Annotated in this window: 15 protein-coding genes and 1 tRNA gene; 7 read left to right on the forward strand and 9 right to left on the reverse strand. The window is 58.9% G+C overall.

Annotation, left to right across the window (positions count from 1 at the left end; translation table 11 throughout):
* Positions 1–73: 73 nt before the first annotated feature.
* The 8 genes from murD to mraZ form a co-directional block, all read right to left on the reverse strand.
* Positions 74–1,474 carry a UDP-N-acetylmuramoyl-L-alanine--D-glutamate ligase gene (gene murD / locus ACR0NO_RS02960; RefSeq protein ID WP_480722929.1) on the reverse strand — a complete coding sequence of 467 codons (1,401 nt, stop codon included), beginning with the start codon at positions 1,472–1,474 and terminating at the stop codon, positions 74–76.
* Positions 1,475–1,621: 147 nt separating this feature from the next.
* Positions 1,622–2,704, reverse strand: coding sequence for a phospho-N-acetylmuramoyl-pentapeptide-transferase (mraY, locus tag ACR0NO_RS02965; RefSeq protein WP_170468019.1), 1,083 nt, complete (start codon positions 2,702–2,704; stop codon positions 1,622–1,624).
* 35 nt (positions 2,705–2,739) lie between these two features.
* Complete coding sequence (locus tag ACR0NO_RS02970; RefSeq protein WP_480722930.1) at positions 2,740–4,134, reverse strand: UDP-N-acetylmuramoyl-tripeptide--D-alanyl-D-alanine ligase; 1,395 nt, start codon at positions 4,132–4,134, stop codon at positions 2,740–2,742.
* Positions 4,131–5,612, reverse strand: coding sequence for a UDP-N-acetylmuramoyl-L-alanyl-D-glutamate--2,6-diaminopimelate ligase (locus ACR0NO_RS02975; RefSeq protein ID WP_480722931.1), 1,482 nt, complete (start codon positions 5,610–5,612; stop codon positions 4,131–4,133). The genes ACR0NO_RS02970 and ACR0NO_RS02975 overlap by 4 nt, the downstream gene beginning before the upstream one ends.
* Before the next feature lie 22 nt (positions 5,613–5,634).
* Positions 5,635–7,422, reverse strand: coding sequence for a peptidoglycan D,D-transpeptidase FtsI family protein (locus tag ACR0NO_RS02980; RefSeq protein ID WP_425084957.1), 1,788 nt, complete (start codon positions 7,420–7,422; stop codon positions 5,635–5,637).
* Positions 7,419–7,787 carry a cell division protein FtsL gene (gene ftsL / locus ACR0NO_RS02985; RefSeq protein ID WP_170460904.1) on the reverse strand — a complete coding sequence of 123 codons (369 nt, stop codon included), beginning with the start codon at positions 7,785–7,787 and terminating at the stop codon, positions 7,419–7,421. The genes ACR0NO_RS02980 and ftsL overlap by 4 nt, the downstream gene beginning before the upstream one ends.
* Positions 7,784–8,776: a 16S rRNA (cytosine(1402)-N(4))-methyltransferase RsmH gene (rsmH, locus tag ACR0NO_RS02990; protein ID WP_480723109.1), complete on the reverse strand. Its 993-nt coding sequence runs from the start codon at positions 8,774–8,776 to the stop codon at positions 7,784–7,786. The genes ftsL and rsmH overlap by 4 nt, the downstream gene beginning before the upstream one ends.
* Before the next feature lie 4 nt (positions 8,777–8,780).
* Positions 8,781–9,248, reverse strand: a complete 468-nt coding sequence (gene mraZ / locus ACR0NO_RS02995; RefSeq protein WP_480565824.1) for a division/cell wall cluster transcriptional repressor MraZ — start codon at positions 9,246–9,248, stop codon at positions 8,781–8,783.
* Between the two features lie 937 nt (positions 9,249–10,185).
* Between mraZ and ACR0NO_RS03000 the strand changes: the two genes are divergently transcribed.
* Together ACR0NO_RS03000 and ACR0NO_RS03005 are read left to right on the forward strand one after the other, a co-directional pair.
* Positions 10,186–10,410, forward strand: coding sequence for a DUF1127 domain-containing protein (locus ACR0NO_RS03000; protein WP_170554189.1), 225 nt, complete (start codon positions 10,186–10,188; stop codon positions 10,408–10,410).
* Between the two features lie 374 nt (positions 10,411–10,784).
* On the forward strand, positions 10,785–11,075 hold the full coding sequence (locus ACR0NO_RS03005; protein WP_480722932.1) for a DUF1330 domain-containing protein: 291 nt from the start codon (positions 10,785–10,787) through the stop codon (positions 11,073–11,075).
* A 3-nt stretch (positions 11,076–11,078) separates the two neighbouring features.
* Here the strand turns inward: ACR0NO_RS03005 and ACR0NO_RS03010 are convergent, their stop codons facing one another.
* The gene (locus ACR0NO_RS03010; protein ID WP_480722933.1) at positions 11,079–13,475 is read right to left on the reverse strand and encodes an ATP-dependent helicase; all 2,397 of its coding nucleotides are present in this window, start codon (positions 13,473–13,475) and stop codon (positions 11,079–11,081) included.
* 207 nt (positions 13,476–13,682) lie between these two features.
* Between ACR0NO_RS03010 and ACR0NO_RS03015 the strand changes: the two genes are divergently transcribed.
* The 5 genes from ACR0NO_RS03015 to ACR0NO_RS03035 all read left to right on the forward strand — a co-directional run bounded on the left by ACR0NO_RS03015 (position 13,683) and on the right by ACR0NO_RS03035 (position 21,043).
* On the forward strand, positions 13,683–15,434 hold the full coding sequence (locus ACR0NO_RS03015) for a sensor domain-containing diguanylate cyclase (RefSeq protein WP_480722934.1): 1,752 nt from the start codon (positions 13,683–13,685) through the stop codon (positions 15,432–15,434).
* Between the two features lie 39 nt (positions 15,435–15,473).
* Entirely contained in the window at positions 15,474–16,610 is a 1,137-nt protein-coding gene (locus ACR0NO_RS03020) for an alpha-hydroxy acid oxidase (protein ID WP_480722935.1), read from the forward strand.
* A gap of 146 nt (positions 16,611–16,756) precedes the next feature.
* Positions 16,757–20,194 carry a pyruvate carboxylase gene (locus ACR0NO_RS03025; RefSeq protein ID WP_170678408.1) on the forward strand — a complete coding sequence of 1,146 codons (3,438 nt, stop codon included), beginning with the start codon at positions 16,757–16,759 and terminating at the stop codon, positions 20,192–20,194.
* Positions 20,195–20,266: 72 nt separating this feature from the next.
* Positions 20,267–20,650: an MAPEG family protein gene (locus ACR0NO_RS03030; RefSeq protein ID WP_170554180.1), complete on the forward strand. Its 384-nt coding sequence runs from the start codon at positions 20,267–20,269 to the stop codon at positions 20,648–20,650.
* A gap of 317 nt (positions 20,651–20,967) precedes the next feature.
* Positions 20,968–21,043 (forward strand) — tRNA-Thr (locus tag ACR0NO_RS03035).
* Positions 21,044–21,137: the final 94 nt, after the last annotated feature.

A 21,137-nucleotide genomic window follows, 5' to 3' on the forward strand; every position in this document is an offset into this window, starting at 1 on the left:
AAAGCAAATCCTTAAACGGCTTCAAGCCGATACCCGCAAACTGTCGCCCAATCGGCAAGGAATTGCAAACGGGCTAGGCGTTTAGGCACTTTTGAACCTGCGCTGCGAAGTCATCCCCGCGCTGCTCAAAATTGTCATATTGGTCAAAACTGGCGGCTGCTGGGGCCAGCAAGACGGTCTCACCTGCCTCGCTGTCGGCTATGGCCTGCTCAACGGCAGCGGCCATTGTGGTACAGACCTGCGCCTCGACCTTTAGCTGCATGGCGAAACCCGCCGCCTCGCGCCCGATCACATAGGCCTTGATCACCTGATCCGAGGCACCGTTCAGGGAGTCGATACCGCCTTCTTTCTCCAACCCACCGCAAATCCAGCGGATTTTCTTGAACGCACTCAGAGCTTTCACGGCACTGTCCACATTCGTTGCCTTGGAGTCGTTCACAAAGGTCACCCCACCCGCTTCGGCGATGATCTGACTGCGATGCGGCAGGCCCGGATAGCTGTGCAAGGCATCCTCGATCACGCGCGGCGCCAGACCCAGAGACCGGCAAGCGGCATAGGCGGCACAGGCGTTCTGGTGATTATGCGCGCCCGGCAACCCCTTGATACCGCGCAGATCAATCGAGCCGGTCTGCCGCCCTTTGCGATACTCCGAAAGGAAGCCTTTGCGGGCAAAGACCTGCCATCCCGGACCGGTCAGTTTGCGCTCAACCGAGATGCGGATCACCCGATCATCCGCCGGACCCTCGGCCAATTGTCCGGCCAGGAATGCGCCTTCGGCTTCATCAATGCCAATCACGGCACGGTCTGGCCCACCCTCGGCAAAGAGGCGCCTCTTGGCGGCGAAATACCCACCCATTCCACCGTGGCGATCCAGATGGTCCGGCGACAGGTTCGTGAAAACAGCTACATCAGGCGTCAATGCGCGGGCCAGCTCGGTCTGATAGCTCGATAGCTCCAGCACGACGACCGATCCATCGCCGCCGGGGTCGATATCCAACACGCCGCGCCCGATATTGCCCGCCAACTGCGCCTCACGCCCAGTTTCAGTTAGGATGTGATGGATCAGGGCCGCCGTGGTCGATTTGCCGTTCGACCCGGTCACCGCGATCACGCGCGGCGGCATGTCGTAGTTGTTCCACTCAGACCCCGCAAAGGATCGAAAGAACAGGCCGATATCGTTGTCCACGGGCACCCCGGCCTCCAAAGCGGCTGCGACAACCGGGTTCGGTTGAGGGTAAAGATGCGGAATACCGGGTGAAACGATCAGCGTGGCGATATCATCAAACGCCCCGTGGCGCCGCAGGTCGAGGCATTGAAACCCCTCCCCTTCAGCGGTCTCGCGCGCGGCCGGATTGTCATCCCAGCAGATCGCCTCCGCCCCACCCGCACGCAACGCACGCGCGGTCGCCAAACCCGACCGACCAAGGCCCAAAACGGCGACCTTCTGCCCTGAGAAACCTTTGACCGGGATCATGCCGCCCCCTTCTTTCAACTTGAATGCGCGCCACACTGCACCGAAGGAAATCCCGATGGCAAGGGCGCTTTCAGGCTCGCGCGCCAGCGCGAGCCATGCCCAACAGGTGGCAAGAGGGCCGCAGGCCCTCTGAACCAGGCGGGAGGGCTACCGGACCTTCAGTGTCGCCAAACCGATCATCGCGAGGATCAGCGAAATGATCCAGAACCGGATCACGATGGTGGGTTCCGCCCAGCCTTTCTTTTCATAGTGATGATGGATCGGAGCCATCAGGAACACGCGCTTACCGGTGCGCTTGAAATAGAGAACCTGAATGATCACACTCAGCGCCTCGACCACAAACAGGCCGCCGACCACGGCCAGCACCAACTCGTGCTTGGTCGCCACGGCAATCGCGCCCAGTGCACCGCCCAAGGCCAGCGACCCGGTATCGCCCATGAACACAGCCGCAGGCGGTGCGTTATACCACAGGAACCCAAGACCACCGCCAAACAGCGCCGAAGTGAAGATCAAAATCTCGCCCGTTCCGGGTACGTAGTGCACATCCAGATACTCGGTGAAGTCGACACGACCCACCGCATAAGCGATGATTCCCAGAGTCGTAGCAGCAATCATCGCGGGCATGATCGCCAAACCGTCAAGACCATCGGTCAGGTTCACGGCATTGGCAGAACCCACAATCACGATAACGGCAAACGGGATGTAGAGGATCCCTAGATTGACCAGCGTATCCTTGAAAATCGGCACCGCCAGTTGGTTCTGCAAAGCCTCCGGATGATGCAAAGACGCCCAGAAGGCCGCCAACACGGCGATGATGATCCCCAGTGCCAGGCGCATTTTGCCAGACACACCCTTGGTATTCTGCTTGGACACCTTGGCATAGTCATCGGCGAACCCGATCGCCGCGTAAGCCAGAGTCACGAACAGCACCATCCAGACGTAAGGATTATCCCAGCGCGCCCAAAGCAGCGTCGACGTCACTAGCGCGCCTACGATCAGCAAGCCCCCCATGGTCGGCGTTCCGGCTTTGGAGAAATGCCCCTCGGGCCCGTCATCACGGATCGGTTGGCCTTTACCCTGCCTGCGGCGCAGTACGTTTATCAAAGGTTTGCCAAACAGAAACCCAAAGATCAGCGCCGTCAAAAAGGCCCCACCCGCGCGGAACGTGATATAGCGGAAGAGGTTCCAGAAATCCCCTCCGTCCGACAGGGCGGTCAACCAATACAGCATTACAGTACCTTTCTCACACGAGGCGCACGGGCGCGTTACCCGTCAAGCGCGCGCCCTTGCCCCATTTTCCGCAGACCGTCAACAATCCGGGCCAAAGCCATGCTGAGCGAGCCTTTCGCCAGCACGGTATCGCCACTTTCGATCAAGTCCGGCAGGTGTTCCGCCATCTCGGCGCTAGTTTCAAACCACAGGCCTCTCTTTGTATCCGACAAAGCCTCGTGCAGCGCTTTCATCAACGGACCGATGCAGTGAACCTGATCGACCCGCGTCATCGCGCTCACCTCGGCCATGCCTGCGTGCATTGCGACCTCTTGCGGGCCCAGTTCCTTCATGTCGCCCAAAAAAGCGATGCGGCGCGTGCCGTTCGAGGCGGCCAAGACGTCCAGCGCAGCCTCCATCGAGGTCGGGTTCGCATTGTAGCTATCATCCAGCAGTTCGATCCGACCACCACGCGCCACCGGCAGAGTCTCCCGAACCCCGCGCCCTTTGACCGGGGACCAACGGCGCAGACCGTCTATTGCCTGATCCAGGTCGACACCCATCTCAACACAAGCGGCCAACGCACCCAGCGCATTCATCGCAAAATGCGTACCTGCCGATTGGACGTCGAAGGCAAACACAGTGTCACCAACCTCAGCCCGTGCTTGAACGGTTTCGGACCCGGTAGTCACTTCGATCAGCTTGTAATCTGCACCTTGCCGACCGAACTCAACGATTCCAGCGCCAAGGTTTTGTGCTGCCTGGCGCAATATACCCGCATGTTCGACATCCGCGTTCACGATGGCTGCACCACCGGGCTCCAACCCTTCAAAGATCGCCGCTTTCTCATGAGCGATACCGGCAACGGACTCGAACGCTTCGAGGTGAACCGCCGCCACCGTCGTCACCAAGCCCACATGCGGGCGCGCCTGACGGGCCAGAGGGGCAATCTCGCCCGGATGGTTCATCCCGATTTCAATCACCGCGAATTCAGTGTCTTGCGGCATCCTCGCCAGCGTTAGAGGCACGCCCCAGTGGTTGTTATAGCTGGCGACACTGGCATGGGTTTTGCCCTGCGTTTCCAGAATGGTGGCCAGCATTTCCTTGGTAGAGGTCTTGCCGACACTCCCTGTCACGCCCACCACACGTGCCTCGGTCCGGGCGCGGGCGGCCTGTCCGAGTGCTTCCAGCCCGGATTGCACATCGTCGACAATCAGCAAAGGCGCATCTTCGGACACCCCTTCAGGGACATACGACACCAAGGCGGCGCCAGCGCCCTTCTCCAGCGCCTGAGCTACAAAACCATGGCCGTCGCGCGCGGCCTTCAACGCGACAAACAGGTCGCCCGGCTGCAAAGTCCGCGTATCAATCGACACGCCATCCACAGTCCAATCACTGGTGGCGCGCCCTCCGGTCGCGGCGGCGGCCTCTGCCGCAGTCCAAAGCGTCATGCGACCCTCCCGTCCAGCGCAGCCACGGAAATGCTCGCCTGTTCCACATCATCAAAAGGCAGGACCTGATCACCTACGATCTGGCCGGTTTCATGGCCTTTGCCTGCAATCAGCAGCGCATCGCCGGGTTGCAAAGCGTCAATACCCCGCAGAATAGCCTCGGCGCGATCACCTACTTCGGTCGCCTCTGCCGCGCCCTCCATCACAGCAGCGCGGATAGAGGCCGGGTCTTCGCTGCGCGGGTTGTCGTCGGTGACAAAGACGATATCCGCGTGGTTGGCGGCAGCCTTTCCCATCAGCGGTCGCTTGGTGGCATCGCGATCTCCGCCTGCACCAACGATCGCGATCAGACGTCCCATCACATGCGGGCGCAGCGCTTTCAAAGCCGTTGCGACTGCATCCGGCGTGTGGGCATAGTCCACAAAAACCGCCGCGCCATTGTCGCGGGTTGCGGCCAGTTGCATGCGGCCCCGGACCGTTGTCAGATGCGGCAGGGTCTCGAACACCCGCTCAGGGTCGTCACCTGCAGCGATAACCAGCCCACAGGCCAGCAGGATGTTTTCGGCCTGGAACCCTCCGATCAAGTTCAGGCGCGTCTGGAAGGTCTTGCCCTGCCACGAGAACCGCAAATCCTGCCCGGTCGAGTCAAACCGCTGGTTCATCAGACACAGGTCGGCCTCGCCCAGCCCGACGGTCAGCACAGACTGCCCCCGCGCTTCAGCAATCTTGCGCACCTGCGCACCCTTCGGGTCGCTCAGGTTGATGACTGCGGTGCCGTCTTGCGGCAGAACCCGGTCGAACAAGCCCATCTTGGCCGCGAAATACGCCTCGAAGGTCTCGTGATAGTCCAGATGATCCTGCGTGAAATTCGAGAAACCCGCAGCGGCCAGGTGCACTCCGTCAAGGCGGCGCTGTTCCAGCCCGTGTGAGGACGCCTCCATCGCCGCGTGGGTCACGCCATTCTCGGCGGCCTCGGACAGACAGCGATGCAAAGTGATCGGTTCGGGCGTTGTATGGGCCAGCGGGGCCGTCCATGCGCCTTCGACCCCCGTGGTGCCAAGGTTGACGGCGGCGTGGCCAAGCTCAGCCCAGATCTGGCGAACGAATGTGGCGACCGAGGTTTTGCCATTGGTTCCGGTGACCGCCACAATCGTCTGAGGTTGCGCACCGAACCAAAGCGCAGCTGAGCCGGCCAACGCCTGACGCGGGTCTTCAACCACAACTAAAGCAGCGTCGGATGCGGCCAGTTCGGCCTCGGCGATCTGCGCGCCTTCGGCATCGGTCAGAATAGCGGCAGCCCCCATGCGCAAGGCATATTGAATGAATTCACCGCCATGGACGCGCGTACCGGGAAGCGCTGCGAACAGGAAACCGTCTTTGACATCACGGCTATCGACCGCCAGCCCGGTGATGTCAGGATTCGCGCCGCCGCGAGCTGTCAGGGCCAGTTGGCTGAGTTTCTTTGTTCTTGCGCCCATGACCCACCTGTTCTCTGGCACCCTAATTCGAGGTCAGGGTTATAGCAGCGCTCGCCTCAGGCTCAAGCCGGGGGCGCAGGCCCAACAAGGGCGCGACACGACCGATCAACTCAGCCGCCACGGGCACCGCAGTCCAGCCCGCCGTGCGGCGCTTTTCGCCATAAGCCAGGATAGAGGGTTCATCCAAAGTGACGATCAGTACATATTTCGGGTCGTAGGCCGGGAAGATGGTCGCGAAGGTGGCGATCACCTTGTCATCATAGTACCCGCCACGCGGTTTGGGCTTATCGGCGGTACCGGTCTTGCCCGCCACATCATAGCCTTTGACCTCGGCAAAACTGGCCGTGCCGTCCGTCACCACTTTGCGCAACATCTTCTGCGCCTGACGCGCTGTGTTCTCCGACATCACACGTGGGCCGTATTGAGGGCCATTGCGACGCAGGATCGTCGGGCTGACATAGTGCCCTCCATTGGCAATCGCCGCATACCCCGCCGCCAGATGCATCGGGCTGGTCGACAGACCGTGGCCGTAAGAGATGGTGACCGTGCTCAACTCACCCCATTTCTTGGGCTTGAGGGGCGCACCGCCTGCGGCTTCGACAATCTCGAACGGGGTGGGTTCGAACATGCCCAGCGTTTCCAGAAAGCTTTGCTGGCGTTTCGAACCGATTTGCAAAGCCAACCGTCCAGTCCCGCGGTTCGAGCTGTGGACGATCACATCCGCCACGCTGATCTTACCATAGTTCTTGCCGTTGAACTCACCAATTGGGAAACGGCCGATCTTCATCGGACCAGAGGTGTCGATGATGGTCTCGGAGTTCACCAAGCCAAGCTGGACCGCCTGCGCGGCAGTGAAGATTTTGAAAACCGATCCAAGCTCATAGACACCCTGCACATAACGATTGAACAGAGGGCTATCAGACGGATCAAAGCCCGAGGTTGGCGGGCGCGGACGGTCGTTGGGGTCAAACGACGGCAGAGACGCGGCCGAGATCACCTCACCCGTGTGCGCGTTCATCAGAACCGCCGAGGCCCCCTTGGCGTTCATGATCTTCATCCCGCCATACAACACCTGCTCGACCGCTGCCTGAATGGTCAGGTCCAGCGACAGTTGCAACGGCTTGCTGCCGTTGGCCGGGTCTCGCAGGTAGTCGTCAAACTTCTTCTCGACCCCGGCAACACCGATCACTTCGGCAGCACTAACGCCTTCGCGGCCAAAACCCGACCCGCCAAGAATATGGGCCGCCAGCTTGCCATTCGGGTATAGGCGCATTTCGCGCGGACCGAACAGGATGCCCGGATCGCCGATGTCATGCACCGCCTGTTTCTGCTCGGGCGAGATGCGTTTCTTGATCCACAGGAACTTGCGCTTGCCGGTGAAGTCCTTGACCAGACGCTCTTTGTCGAGATCCGGGAAAATCGCGACCAGCTGATCGGCTGCCGCAATCGGATCAATCATCAAAGGCGGTTGGGCGTAGACTGAGTAGGTATCCAGATTGGTCGCCAGAATGCGGCCTTCGCGATCAACGATATTGGCGCGCTGCATTGCAATCGAAGCACCGGGCGCACTGGCCAACGGCTCTTGCGCCTCTGACGTGGCCAGCATACCCATGCGGACGCCCACAACCGAGAAGGCGCAAAAGAAGAACAGGCCCAAAACTAATAGTCGCCCCTCGGCACGAGCACGGGCGCGGTCTTTCATCTTTTCATGGCGTTGGCGGATATTCTCGCGCTCGATGACCTTTGGGTTTTCACCCTTCGCGCGGGCATCCAGAACGCGGGCCAGAGGGCGGAGGGGAGTGCGGGTCATGGAATCTGCACCTCACCCAAGGCCTGAATATCGGTGATCGCCTGCAGCTCTATCGGGTCAACAACCGGCAGGTCGGGGTCCTCGGCATAAGCGATCTGGTCCGCACGTCCGAATTGCTCAGCCCGCAAAGGCAAAAGGCCCATGCGTTCGAAATTCAAATCAGCCAGCTCACGCAGACGATCGGGGCGGTTCAGATAGGCCCATTCGGCGTTCAGAACCGCTAGCTTAACCTGCGCCACGCCGATCTCACCCTGCAGCGCCTGCATTTCCTTTACAACTTGCTGGGTCCGGTAGTTCTCCTGATAGGCCCACAGAGCCAATCCGAACACGGACAGAGCGGTCAACACATACAGAATACTCTTCATCTTGCCCTTCCCCCAAGTTGCGGCATCCCGATGGCGCGAGCCTCAATTTCCCCCGCCGGAGCCTCAGTGCGGATCGCAACACGCAGCTTGGCCGAGCGCGCACGCGGGTTTTCCTGCAATTCCTGCTCGTCCGGCCCGACGGCCTTGCGTGTTTTGAGCGTAAATTGCGGCAGTTCCTGTTCCATCTCGGGCGCATAGCGGTTGGCCCGCCCAGTCTTACCAGCCCGAGACTGGAAGAACCGTTTAACCATGCGGTCTTCGATGGAATGAAAGGTCACAACGGCCAGTTGCCCGCCGGGCTTCAAAGCCCGCTCGGCAGCCATAAGACCCTGAAAAAGCTCGTCATATTCCGCGTTCACCGCAATTCGCAGGCCCTGAAAACTGCGCGTCGCAGGGTGCGATTGTCCCGGCTTGGGGCGCGGCAGGCAGGATTCGATGATCTCGGCCAGACGCAAGGTCGTGGTGATCGGCTCCTCAGCGCGGGCTTTGACGATGGCCTTGGCGATACGCCGACTTGCACGCTCCTCACCGTAGTGGAACAGGATGTCGGCCAATTGCGCCTCGGTCGCCGTGTTGACCAGATCGGCGGCGCTTTCACCCTCCTGGCTCATGCGCATGTCGAGCGGGCCGTCTTTCATGAAAGAAAAGCCGCGCTCGGCCAGATCCAGCTGCATGGACGAAACCCCGAGGTCCAGTACAACCCCATCAAGATCCTGCGCATATTCATCCATGCGCGAGAACACTCCTGGCTGCATCACCAGCCGGTCGCCATAGTCACCCGCCCAGTCTGCGGCCATTTCAAATGCCAGCGGATCGCGATCCACGCCGATCACTTTCTCAGCCCCGGCCTCAAGCAAACCCCTCGTATAACCGCCTGCACCGAACGTACCGTCCAGCCAAGTGCCCGACACCGGAGACACCGCCGCCAGCAAAGGGCGCAGCAGGACAGGAATATGTGGGTTAGAAGATGAGGAGACCGCGCCGGACATGCCGTTACGCGTCCCCAACGCCGTCGAGGTAGACCATCGGGTCGAAATCATCCGGCAGATCGTCCATCCATTCCTCGGCCTTGGCCAGTTCCTCGACCTCATAGGTCTCGGGCTTCCAGATCTGGAAGGTGTCACCGGCGGCTATGAAGAAGGCCTCATTCTCAAGGTCGATCTTGTTGCGCAGCTTGGCCGGTAAAACCAGACGGCCGGTTTCATCTACATTGGTGGGAAAGGACTGACCATGGAACATACGCTGAAGCATCTTACGCTCCATCGAGCCTCGCGGCAGAGCGTCGATCTTGTCGTCGACCTCATCAATCGCCTGCATGGTATAGCATTCCAGGTATTTGCGGCGGTGGTCGCCATAGACAATCACAAGCTCAGGATTGTCACCGGGCTGCCAATTGGGGTCAGAAGATTCAAGCACACGGCGAAACGAGGCCGGGATCGAGACCCTGCCCTTCGTGTCCACCTTATGGTGGCTTTCACCTCTAAACCTGCGCGCCAAGACGACTGTCCCTTTCGCTTGCGCCCCACTTGAATTTCACGTCCCCCCGGATGAAAAACGGCGGGTTGATCTGCTGCCACTGATCAACCCGCCGCATTGGCCCGCTTTGCGGGATGTCCAGCTGCACGCGCCACCTGGGGGGATGTCTGCTCGCCCGCGCGCCGGATCTCTTGAGTGATGAAAGCGAGATGCCTGTATGAAACCTGATTATTTTTGGTTGGGGTCGTTTGCTGCCCCTGCTGCCTCGTCCTCATCGGATGCATTAGGGATGGCATGGGAATTTATGGAAATCAATAGGAATTTTTGGGCACCGTCTAATACTGGCTATGAAAACAAGGCGAATTTTGAGTCAATTTTAGAACCTACACACCTCATATCGACATCAAAAGTCATTCGATCGCTAGATATGGTGACCTCAAGAACCTCCCGCAATCACCCATGAATTCCCAAAAAAATTTCGAATTCTCGGAATTTTTGCCGACTGAGACACGCCAGCAACGCAAAAACAAAGAATCACACGGACGGAAACCGCGTGAAATGTGGCCGTTTTGATCTGCTCCCACGAATTCCCAAGCCAGGACCCAAGATCGCTTTCCCGTGATCGAGTTGAAACAAAGCGTCCATCAAACGCACAAACTTTCGCAGCTGCGCTCAAACTCCGGGCAAGTCGAATGATGAGACGGAATCTTTGCTCGACCAAGACTTAGCGCCCAAGGTACCGCAAACCCCAAAAAATCATGGGTGATTTCAAACCGCGACTGACAAGGCTCTGATATCCATGCACTTGCTGCATAGCAGCATTGACGTTGCAGGCTATTGTGCAATCGCAGCATTCACTTATTTTCATCCTCAAGCAAACGCTGGCACCGGTCAGCAAGACAAGAATGAACGGAATAACAAGATGGCAATGGCAACAAACACACCGGCACTTAAAGGCACTCACTTTGGCGGTATCACCACCATGATCGAGGCCGCAAAGACACGTTTTGCCCGCTACCGCCTGTACCGCCAGACGGTAAGCGAGCTGTCCGCGCTGTCGAACCGCGAGCTGGCCGATCTCGGCCTGAGCCGCGCAATGATCCGCGGCCTGGCCCGTCAGGCGGCTGACGACTTCACAGCGCGCTAAGCGCACAGGAATACACGAGATCAGACCCTTCCTCCTCCCTTTAGGGTCTGTAATCAGCGGCGGCGTCTCTCCTCCTCCCTGACGTCGCCGCACCAAATACCGGCCTCGCAACGCCGGACCTAGACACACCGGGCTCTCCTCCTCCCTGCCCAGTGTTGAAAGCGCGCGGTGACGTCTTCCTCCTCCCTGACGTCACCGCGTCTTCCTCATACCGGGCTCAAACCCGGGTTCGGATACATCGGGGCTCTCCTCCTCCCTGCCCTGATGTAGAAAAGAACGGCGGTTTCCCTTCCTCCTCCCTGGGAAACCGCCGTTTTTGCTTTTTGGGCAAACGGAATAAGATCGGCGCAGTTACGATTATTCAGGAGTGCGTCATGGCCGCCTATTTCATCGCCCAAATTTCCATTCACGACACGGACGGGTATCAGAAGTATCTTGAAGGTTTCATGCCCATCTTTGACCGGCACGGCGGGCGCCTGCTGACCATTTCTTCAAAACCCGTCGAGATCGTCGAAGGCAGCTGGGCCGAAGAAGGTATCGTGCTGATGGAGTTCCCGGACATGGCCGCAACCCGAGCGTGGAAAGACGACCCAGACTATATCGAGCTGGCCAAGATCAGACGCAAGACAGCGACGGCCAATCTGGTGCTGGTCGAAGGCCTCTAAAGATCAGAACGGAACGTCGTCTTTGGCGGTCAGGAAACGGGAAACAACTTTTTTCACGCCTGCTTTGTCGAAATCGACCTCGACCTTATCGCCTTCGATGCCGGTAACCGCGCCGTAGCCGAATTTCTGGTGAAACACCCGCTCACCCAAGGTGAAGCTGGCAATGGCCGTGGCATCAATCACTGTATTCCGGCTTTCTTTGGGCTGGGACATTCCATACTGGCCCTGCCGCGCCTGCATCCGCTTCCAGCCCGGAGAGTTGTATACATTCGCCTCAGCCGCGCGGGTTTCGATCGTCGCGGCCGGTTGCCCGCCGCCATACAGCCCCGGAGGCGTCAGAACCTCCACATGGTCCTCAGGCAATTCGTCGATGAACCGCGATGGCATTGCGTTCTGCCATTGCCCGAACACCCGCCGATTGGCCGCGAAAGAAATCGTGCAGACCTCCTCAGCGCGGGTAATGCCCACATATGCCAGACGCCGTTCTTCCTCGAGACCCTTGAGGCCCGATTCATCCATGGAGCGTTGCGAGGGGAACAAACCGTCCTCCCACCCCGGCAGGAACACGGCGGGAAACTCCAACCCCTTTGCCGCGTGCAAGGTCATGATCGAAACCTTCGCCCCGTCGCCCTCTTGTTCATTGTCCATCACCAGGCTGACATGCTCCAAAAACCCTTGCAGGTTCTCGAAATTGTCTAGCTGATTCACCAGTTCCTTGAGGTTCTCCAACCGGCCCGGCGCTTCGGGCGTCTTGTCGTTTTGCCAATGCCCGGTATAGCCAGATTCGTCCAAGATGATCTGCGCCAGCTCGATATGCGTGTGTTCCGGCGCACCATAGCGAATGGGCGACACCCCGTCGTCAATAACCGAGTCGTCATCGACCTCGATCCGAGGCCCTCGCGTCAGTCCATTCCACCGCGCCAATCCGTCGATCAACTCGCGCAGAGCCTTACCGCCCTTGCCCTTGATCAACTGGTTCTCAACCGCAATCCGCGCCCCTTCGACCAGAGATACCCCGTTTTGGCGAGCAACAACCTGAATCGTCTGCTGCGCTTTGTCACCAAGACCGCGTTTGGGTGTGTTCACGATCCGCTCGAACGCCAGATCGTCCTCGGGGCTGACCACTAACCGGAAATAGGCCATGGCATCGCGAATCTCCATCCGCTCATAGAACCGAGGGCCGCCGATCACCTTGTAGGGCAGACCAATCGTCAGAAACCGATCCTCAAACGCGCGCATTTGATGCGACGCGCGGACCAGAATAGCGATTTGGTCGAGGTTCATCGGGCGCACACCACGCGTGCCGCCCTGCATCGCGTCGATCTCTTCCCCGATCCAGCGCGCCTCTTCCTCACCATCCCAATGGCCGATCAGTCGAACTTTTTCACCGTCTTCGGCATCGGTCCAAAGCTCTTTGCCCAGACGGCCTTCATTGCCACGGATCACATTCGACGCAGCCGCCAGAATATGGGGGGTCGAGCGGTAGTTCTGCTCCAACCGCACCACGAAGGCGCCGGGAAAGTCTTTTTCGAACCGCAGGATGTTGCCCACCTCGGCGCCGCGCCAGCCATAGATCGACTGGTCATCATCACCCACGCAACAGATGTTCTTGTGCCCTCCGGCCAGCAGACGCAGCCAGAGGTACTGGGCGACGTTGGTATCCTGATATTCATCCACAAGGATGTAGCGGAACCAGCGCTGGTATTGCTCCAGCACGTCCTGATGGGTTTGGAAAATCGTGACCATGTGCAGCAGCAGGTCACCGAAATCCACCGCATTCAACTCGCGCAGGCGGGTCTGGTACTGGGCATATAGCTCCACACCCTTGTTGTTATAGGCTCCAGCATCCGCAACCGGCACTTTGTCAGGCGTCAAAGCGCGGTTCTTCCAGTCGTCGAAAATTCCGGCCAGCATCCGCGCTGGCCAGCGCTTGTCATCTATGTTGGCAGCCCGCAACAGTTGCTTGAGCAAACGCAACTGATCATCACTGTCCAAAATGGTGAAATTCGACTTCAGATCGACAAGCTCGGCGTGGCGACGCAGCAGTTTGACGCAGATCGCGTGGAAGGTTCCCAGCCATGGCATCCCTTCGGCGGGCTGGTCGAGAAGACGGCCCACCCGCTCTTTCATCTGGCGCGCAGCCTTGTTGGTGAAGGTCACGGCTAGAATCTCGTTCGGGCGCGCTTTGGCGGTAGTTAGAAGATGCGCAATCCGTGTGGTCAGAGCCTTGGTTTTTCCTGTTCCCGCGCCCGCAAGCATCAGCACCGGACCGTCCAACTGCTCAACCGCTTCTCGCTGCGCGGGATTGAGGCCGTCCAGATAGGGCGTAGGTCGCGCGGCCATGGCCCGCGCCGATAGCGATGCGCCCTCAAAGGCGTCCATTTCATCAAAACTGCTCATATCGGCAAACTACGCTGGATGGGCCAAAAGGAAAAGGGTTTGTTCACGCCTTGTTCGCGCGAATTTTCCGTCGAGGTCTTACAAATCTTAATCACTTTCGCACCCCCACATGCAAGGAAGTTAACACTCTGTCAAAACCTCTTGCCGATGCTGCTCTGCACTTTGTGGGAGAACGCGGGTTTGGAACAGACGGCAAAAGCACGCCTTATGGGCAAGCTAAAGATCTTTGTCAGCACGGCAACGCTGGTCGCTTTGACAGTTTTGGCCGGTTGGGGGATATATACACTGCCCGCCCCGCTTGTGGACCGCATGCTGGAATCGGATCTGCGCCATCACGCCGTACGCCTTGAAAGGAAAGTGGAAAGCCAGCTTTTTGACGTCAAGACCAGCTTCGAACGGCATATCCTCAGCCAACATGATGAGGCTTTTCTAAGCTTGCTGCCTGAAACCTCAGATATCTACCGCTTCAAACTGTTCGATTCCTCGGGTGAGGTTTTCTGGTCCACGCGGGACGGCGACGTCGGCTCGGTGAATACCAAACCGTATTTCAAGGACGTGGTGGCCATGGGCAACCTGTTCTACAAGCATGAGGAAAAGCCCATCGCCGAGGTGGACTCGCTAAACGCCGACCAGTTGGAGAATCTGGACAGCAACACCCGCCACGTGGCCGAAATATATACGCCTGTGATTCAAAGCGGTAAATTCCTCGGCGCGATTGAGTTCTATTCCGACATCACGGATGTGAGGAACCTGTTCATTGATCGGGTTCAAATGTCGCTGATTGCGATCAGTGCGGTGGTCCTGCTGGCGTTGACGGCAGTGATCCTGATCGTGCATCGCAATAATCGTCGGCAATTGGGCGTGCTGCGCGTGCGTGCGCAGAAAGAACGAGAGCTGATGGACGACCAACTGCGCCTCGCGCGCGAAGTGCGGCTGCTAGGCGAGTTGAATGAATGGCTGCAATCCAGCCGCTCTCTGGATGAGCTGTTCGACATGGTCTCACGTTTCATGACGCATATTCTGCCCGAGGCTGAAGGCAGCGTTTATGTCTATTCCAACTCGCGCGATGTTCTGGACGGATGCGCCAGCTGGAATGGCGGCACCCACAAGGCGCATATCCACCCCGAGGGTTGTTGGGGCCTGCGCCGTGGACGGACCTATGAATTCGGTGCCTCCGAGATTGATTTTGTCTGCGAGCATGCCGAGCCCCATGACGGGCGGGCCTATTTCTGCTTTCCGATACTCGCGCATGGCGAAACGGTCGGTCTGTTGCACCTGCGCGCGCACGAGGGGAAGTGTGAGGCCTTTCACGCCAGCAAGAAACTGGCACAGCTCTGTGCGGAACAGATCAGCATGGCGATTGCCAATGTGCGGATGCGCGATCAGCTACATGACCAATCCGTGCGCGACCCTCTGACCGGCCTGTTCAACCGTCGCCACATGACCGAGAGCCTCCGCCGGGGAATCAGCCGCAGTCAGCAGACCGGAGCGCCGCTCAGCCTGATCGCGGTGGATGTGGATCATTTCAAGAAATTCAACGACACCCATGGGCATGACGCGGGTGACATGGTTCTGCGCGCCGTTGGCGCCGCCTTGGAACAGGGGTGCGACCGCGATGAGATCGCATGCCGTATCGGTGGCGAGGAATTCATGTTGATTCTCCCCGAAAACACGCCGGATGATGCCGTGACGCGGGCAGAAACCCTGCGCCAGGCGGTCGAGGCCGTGTCGGTCAGATATGGCGACAAGTCCCTGCCGCGGATCACGATCTCGGTCGGGGTAGCGCATTACCCTGCACATAGGACAATGCCGCAAGACTTGATGCGCGCGGCTGATGATGCCCTCTATTCAGCCAAAGATAACGGCCGAAATCAGGTGCGCGTTGCGAGTGGGAATGCAGACACGGCGGTTGAACGTCCGGGACCAAAATCGCTCAACCCAAAGCCTGATGCGGCGTGATCCCCTTGCCGAATCGCAGTGCAGGTTGGATCAAGCGCCATGGACCTGCACAGCACCTATCCCGGCATTGCCGACCTGAAACGCCGCGCCCAACGGCGGCTGCCACATTTTGTTTGGGAGTATGTAGACAGCGGGACTGGGTCTGAAACAGCCCTGCGTCGAAATCGAAAAGCGCTGGATTCGGTGCGACTACGCCCCGCGATTCTAAAAGGTGAACTGGAATACGACACCAGCACGCGCTTTCTGGGGCAGGACTGCCCTTTTCCCTTCGGTATCGCGCCGATCGGCATGTCGGGTCTGATCTGGCCGGACGCAGAAGGCATTTTGGCGCGTGCGGCTGCGCAGGCCTCTCTGCCCTACACATTATCAACGGTGGCCAGCCAATCCCCGGAGGATCTGGCCCCTCATCTGGGTCAAAACGCATGGTTCCAGCTTTACCCGCCTAGGGACCCAGAGATTCGGGCAGATTTTCTGGCCCGCGCCCGAAAGGCAGGATTTAAGACCCTGGTTCTGACAGCAGATGTTCCTGTCGCGTCCCGCAGAGAGCGTCAGACACGCTCAGGGCTGACCCATCCGCCAAGGCTGACGCCGAGATTGCTGGCCCAAGTCGCGCGGCGCCCCGCTTGGGCGTTTGGGATGCTGCGACAGGGCATGCCCAAAATGCGCACGTTGGACAAGTACATCGACAACACAAAATCGATGCCGCTAACAGCCCATGTCGGATACTTGCTGCGGACGTCACCGAACATGGAGTACGTCAAACGGTTGCGTGATCAATGGGATGGGCCCTTCGTGATAAAGGGAATCATGCGCCCCGACGATGCCGAAATGCTTGAACAAGCCGGGGTGGATGCGCTTTGGGTCTCGAACCACGGCGGGCGTCAATTTGACGGTGCCCCCGCCAGCATTGAAGTTCTACCGGAGATTCGCAGGGTCACCAGCCTGCCACTGATCTTCGACAGCGGCATCGAAGGCGGGTTGGACATCCTTCGCGCTTTGTCCAAAGGGGCCGATTTCGTCATGCTTGGACGTGCCTTTTTGTATGGGCTGGCAGCACTTGGCTCCAAAGGACCAGCTCATGTGATTGATCTCTTACGGCAGGATATGCTCGCAAATATGGGACAGATGGGCCTTGCCGACCTGACCCAAATCAAGACGATTCATCACGAAGATTGATGCTGCGGCGCAGCAACGCTACAAGAAACGCGCGAACAATGGCCGTTTGCGAGCGTTAACATGCCGGTTATACCCAGAACCACTGATACACCTGCGCGTATTCTCCGCCTATGAACACGGCCGAAACACCAAGACCGGGACCCAAAATGACCGATTTCAAGAAGATCCTGATCGCCAATCGCGGCGAGATTGCCATTCGCGTGATGCGCGCAGCCAACGAGATGGGTAAACGCACCGTTGCGGTCTTTGCCGAAGAAGACAAGTTAGGCCTGCACCGCTTCAAGGCGGACGAAGCCTATCGCATTGGCGAAGGTCTTGGCCCTGTCGCGGCATATCTGTCGATTGACGAGATCATCCGCGTTGCCAAGGAATCGGGTGCGGACGCGATCCATCCCGGCTACGGCCTGTTGTCCGAGAACCCGGACTTCGTGGATGCCTGTGTTCAAAACGGCATCACCTTCATCGGCCCCAAGGCCGAAACCATGCGTGCCCTGGGCGACAAGGCTAGCGCCCGCAAGGTGGCGATTGCCGCCGACGTGCCGGTTATCCCTGCCACAGAGGTTCTGGGTGATGATATGGCCGCGATCAAGAAAGAGGCGGCCGAGATCGGCTACCCATTGATGCTGAAGGCCAGCTGGGGTGGCGGTGGGCGCGGCATGCGCCCAATCCTGTCCGAGGATGAGCTGGAAGAGAAAGTTCTGGAAGGCCGCCGCGAGGCCGAGGCCGCATTTGGCAATGGCGAAGGCTATCTGGAAAAGATGATCACCCGCGCCCGTCACGTCGAGGTTCAGATCCTCGGCGATAAGCACGGTGAGATCTATCACCTCTATGAGCGTGACTGCTCGGTCCAACGCCGGAACCAGAAGGTGGTTGAACGCGCCCCTGCCCCCTATCTGACCGAAGAACAACGCGCCGAGATTTGCGAACTGGGCCGCCGCATCTGCGCCCATGTGAACTATGAATGCGCTGGCACCGTCGAATTCCTGATGGATATGAATACCGGCAAGTTCTACTTCATTGAAGTGAACCCTCGCGTTCAAGTGGAACACACCGTCACCGAAGAGGTCACTGGCATCGACATCGTTCAGGCTCAGATACTGATCGCCGAGGGCAAGACACTGGCCGAGGCCACTGGCAAAACCAACCAAGATGAGATCCGCCTGAACGGCCACGCGCTGCAGACCCGTGTGACCACCGAAGACCCGCTGAACAACTTCATCCCGGACTATGGCCGCATCACCGCCTATCGCTCGGCAACTGGCATGGGCATCCGTCTGGACGGCGGCACCGCCTATGCGGGCGGCGTGATCACGCGCTACTACGACTCGCTGCTGACCAAGGTCACTGCTTGGGCGCCGACGCCCGAAAAGGCGATCGCCCGGATGGACCGTGCCCTGCGTGAATTCCGCGTGCGCGGCGTCTCTACCAACATCGCATTTGTGGAAAACCTGCTGAAGCACCCAACCTTCCTGTCGAATGAATACACCACCAAGTTCATCGACGAGACACCGGACCTGTTCGCCTTCAAAAAGCGCCGTGACCGGGGCACCAAGGTTCTGACCTATATCGCGGACATCACCGTCAACGGTCACCCCGAAACCAAGGATCGACCTGAGCCGCGCGCCGACCTGAAAGAGGCGAAAGCCCCAGCTCAGAAAGCCGAACCCCAGATGGGGACCCGCAACCTGCTGGAGCAAAAGGGCCCGCAGGCCGTGGCCGACTGGATGAAGGCCCAGCGTCAGCTACTGATCACCGACACCACCATGCGGGACGGTCACCAGTCGTTGCTGGCGACACGGATGCGCTCGATCGATATGATCAAGGTCGCGCCCAGCTATGCCGCGAACCTGCCGCAGCTGTTCTCAGTGGAATGCTGGGGTGGCGCGACATTCGACGTGGCCTATCGCTTCTTGCAGGAATGCCCGTGGCAACGCCTGCGTGACCTGCGCGAGGGGATGCCGAACCTGATGACCCAGATGCTGCTGCGCGGCGCAAACGGTGTCGGCTATACCAACTACCCTGACAATGTGGTGCAGGAGTTTGTGCGCCAGGCCTCGCAAGGGATCGACGTGTTCCGCGTGTTCGACTCGCTCAACTGGGTTGAAAACATGCGCGTTGCGATGGATGCAGTCGTTGAAAGCGGCAAGATCTGCGAAGGCACCGTTTGCTATACTGGCGATATTCTGGACCCGGATCGCTCGAAATACGATCTGAAATACTATGTCGGCATGGCCAAAGAGCTGCGCGATGCAGGGGCGCATATTCTGGGCTTGAAAGACATGGCAGGTCTTCTGAAACCGGCCTCGGCCAAGATCCTGATCCGCGCGCTGAAGGAAGAGGTCGGCCTGCCGATCCACTTCCACACACATGACACCGCAGGCATCGCCAGTGCCACCATTCTGGCGGCGTCTGAGGCCGGCGTCGACGCGGTGGATTGCGCGATGGACAGCTTCTCAGGCAACACGTCTCAGGCGACGCTGGGCACCGTGGTTGAAGCGCTGCGCCATACCGAGCGGGACACTGGCCTCGACATCAAGTCGATCCGAGAGATCAGCGATTACTTCGAGGCCGTACGTGGCCAGTACGCGGCCTTTGAATCCAGCCTGCAGGCCCCGGCCTCCGAGGTGTATCTGCACGAGATGCCCGGCGGCCAGTTCACCAACCTCAAGGCTCAAGCGCGCTCTCTGGGGCTTGAAGAGCGCTGGCACGAGGTCGCGCAAACCTATGCTGACGTGAACCAGATGTTCGGTGATATCGTGAAGGTGACGCCGTCGTCCAAGGTTGTCGGTGACATGGCGCTGATGATGGTCAGCCAGGGCCTGACACGAGAGGAAGTGGAAAGCCCTGCAACCGATGTGGCCTTCCCCGACTCGGTCGTGGACATGATGCGCGGCAATCTGGGCCAGCCTCCCGGTGGCTTCCCGCCTGCGATCCTGCAAAAGGTTCTCAAGGATGAGGCCCCCAATACCGAGCGTCCGGGCAAGAACGTACCCGCCGTCGATCTCGAGGCCACCCGCGCCGACCTCTCTAAGCAGCTGGATGGCAAAGAGGTCGATGACGAGGATCTGAACGGCTACCTGATGTATCCGAAGGTGTTCCTTGACTACATGGGTCGTCACCGCACCTATGGTCCGGTGCGCACCCTGCCGACCCGTACCTTCTTCTACGGCATGGAGCCGGGCGAAGAGATTACGGCTGAGATCGATCCGGGCAAGACGCTGGAAATCCGCTGTCAGGCGATCGGTGAGACCGACGAGAAAGGCGAGGTCAAAGTGTTCTTCGAACTCAACGGCCAGCCCCGCGTCATTCGAGTGCCCAACCGTCTTGTGACAGCCACCACGCAGGCCCGCCCGAAGGCCGAAGTCGGAAATATCAACCACATCGGCGCGCCGATGCCGGGTGTTGTGGCTACTGTTGCGGTCACCGCTGGCCAAGAAGTCAAGGAAGGCGATCTCCTGCTGACAATCGAGGCGATGAAGATGGAAACCGGCATCCACGCCGAACGCGACGCGGTGGTCGCTACCGTCCATGTACAGCCCGGCGGCCAAATTGACGCAAAGGACCTGCTGGTCGAACTGGAATAACCAGTTTAGTTTTCGAAAGCACAAGGGCCGCTCGGGGAACCGGGCGGCCTTTTTCTACTCAGGAGGAACACGATGCTGTCCATCACCCCAATCTACGCCTCGTTGCTGGCGATCCTTTACATTGTTCTGAGCTTCCTGGTCATCAGCCAGCGCCGCAGTGACAAGGTCTCCTATGGCGATGGTGGCAAGCCGGACATGCTCAAGGTGATCCGGACGCACTCCAACTTCATCGAATACACGCCCTTTGCCCTTCTGCTGATCACCATGGTCGAGCTTCAGGGTGCCGGAGCGCTGATGCTGAACCTGTTGGGCCTCTGCCTGCTGGGCGGTCGCTTGTCGCACGCCTACGGCTTTGGCCGCAGCCCGCAGATCGTGATTCTGCGCCAGATCGGGATGGTCCTGACCTTCACAGCTATCCTCGTTGCGGCAATTGCGAACCTCGTGTTGGCGCTTTGAGCCAAGCATCCGTTTTTTGGCGAACGCCTATATTTTTCGAGCCTATGCGATCAAGCTACGACGGAAGGATGCCAACGGTTCCATTGGCTGCCTCCAGTTAAAATCGGAGTGTATGAACAACGTTGCAAACTGAGTAAATTAGCGGGTTGCGGGCCAAAAAATTTTGCCATATACGCCTGCTCATCCAGTTGGCCGTTGCCCAACGAACATAGACCAAAATGTTCAAGGTAGCGCCCTAACTTTTGAAACTTAGCCTTTCGTGGCTTGATCTGAACAAAAAGATCTGGCTTTGCACTGAAGGACCAAGTTGAAAAAGTGCCCCTATAGCTCAGCTGGTAGAGCAACTGATTTGTAATCAGTAGGTCCGCGGTTCGAGTCCGTGTGGGGGCACCACTTTAAAGCAAAAACAGTATGCTAATCTACGCTCATGGTCGATTTCGATCTATCTTGTGGAGCAAAGATCAAGCGCGCTTGGTTACAACAAGGC

This window comes from Ruegeria sp. CL3 (assembly GCF_056536505.1).

Bases quoted from the DNA above. Each gene is read 5' to 3' on its own strand.
- murD (WP_480722929.1), bottom strand. From the start codon at position 1,474: ATGATCCCGGTCAAAGGTTTCTCAGGGCAGAAGGTCGCCGTTTTGGGC.
- ACR0NO_RS02970 (WP_480722930.1), bottom strand. From the start codon at position 4,134: ATGACGCTTTGGACTGCGGCAGAGGCCGCCGCCGCGACCGGAGGGCGC.
- rsmH (WP_480723109.1), bottom strand. From the start codon at position 8,776: ATGTCCGGCGCGGTCTCCTCATCTTCTAACCCACATATTCCTGTCCTG.
- ACR0NO_RS03010 (WP_480722933.1), bottom strand. From the start codon at position 13,475: ATGAGCAGTTTTGATGAAATGGACGCCTTTGAGGGCGCATCGCTATCG.
- ACR0NO_RS03000 (WP_170554189.1), top strand. From the start codon at position 10,186: ATGGCAATGGCAACAAACACACCGGCACTTAAAGGCACTCACTTTGGC.
- ACR0NO_RS02975 (WP_480722931.1), bottom strand. From the start codon at position 5,612: ATGGGCGCAAGAACAAAGAAACTCAGCCAACTGGCCCTGACAGCTCGC.
- mraY (WP_170468019.1), bottom strand. From the start codon at position 2,704: ATGCTGTATTGGTTGACCGCCCTGTCGGACGGAGGGGATTTCTGGAAC.
- ACR0NO_RS03020 (WP_480722935.1), top strand. From the start codon at position 15,474: ATGGACCTGCACAGCACCTATCCCGGCATTGCCGACCTGAAACGCCGC.
- ACR0NO_RS02980 (WP_425084957.1), bottom strand. From the start codon at position 7,422: ATGACCCGCACTCCCCTCCGCCCTCTGGCCCGCGTTCTGGATGCCCGC.
- ACR0NO_RS03030 (WP_170554180.1), top strand. From the start codon at position 20,267: ATGCTGTCCATCACCCCAATCTACGCCTCGTTGCTGGCGATCCTTTAC.
- ACR0NO_RS03005 (WP_480722932.1), top strand. From the start codon at position 10,785: ATGGCCGCCTATTTCATCGCCCAAATTTCCATTCACGACACGGACGGG.
- ftsL (WP_170460904.1), bottom strand. From the start codon at position 7,787: ATGAAGAGTATTCTGTATGTGTTGACCGCTCTGTCCGTGTTCGGATTG.
- ACR0NO_RS03015 (WP_480722934.1), top strand. From the start codon at position 13,683: ATGGGCAAGCTAAAGATCTTTGTCAGCACGGCAACGCTGGTCGCTTTG.
- ACR0NO_RS03025 (WP_170678408.1), top strand. From the start codon at position 16,757: ATGACCGATTTCAAGAAGATCCTGATCGCCAATCGCGGCGAGATTGCC.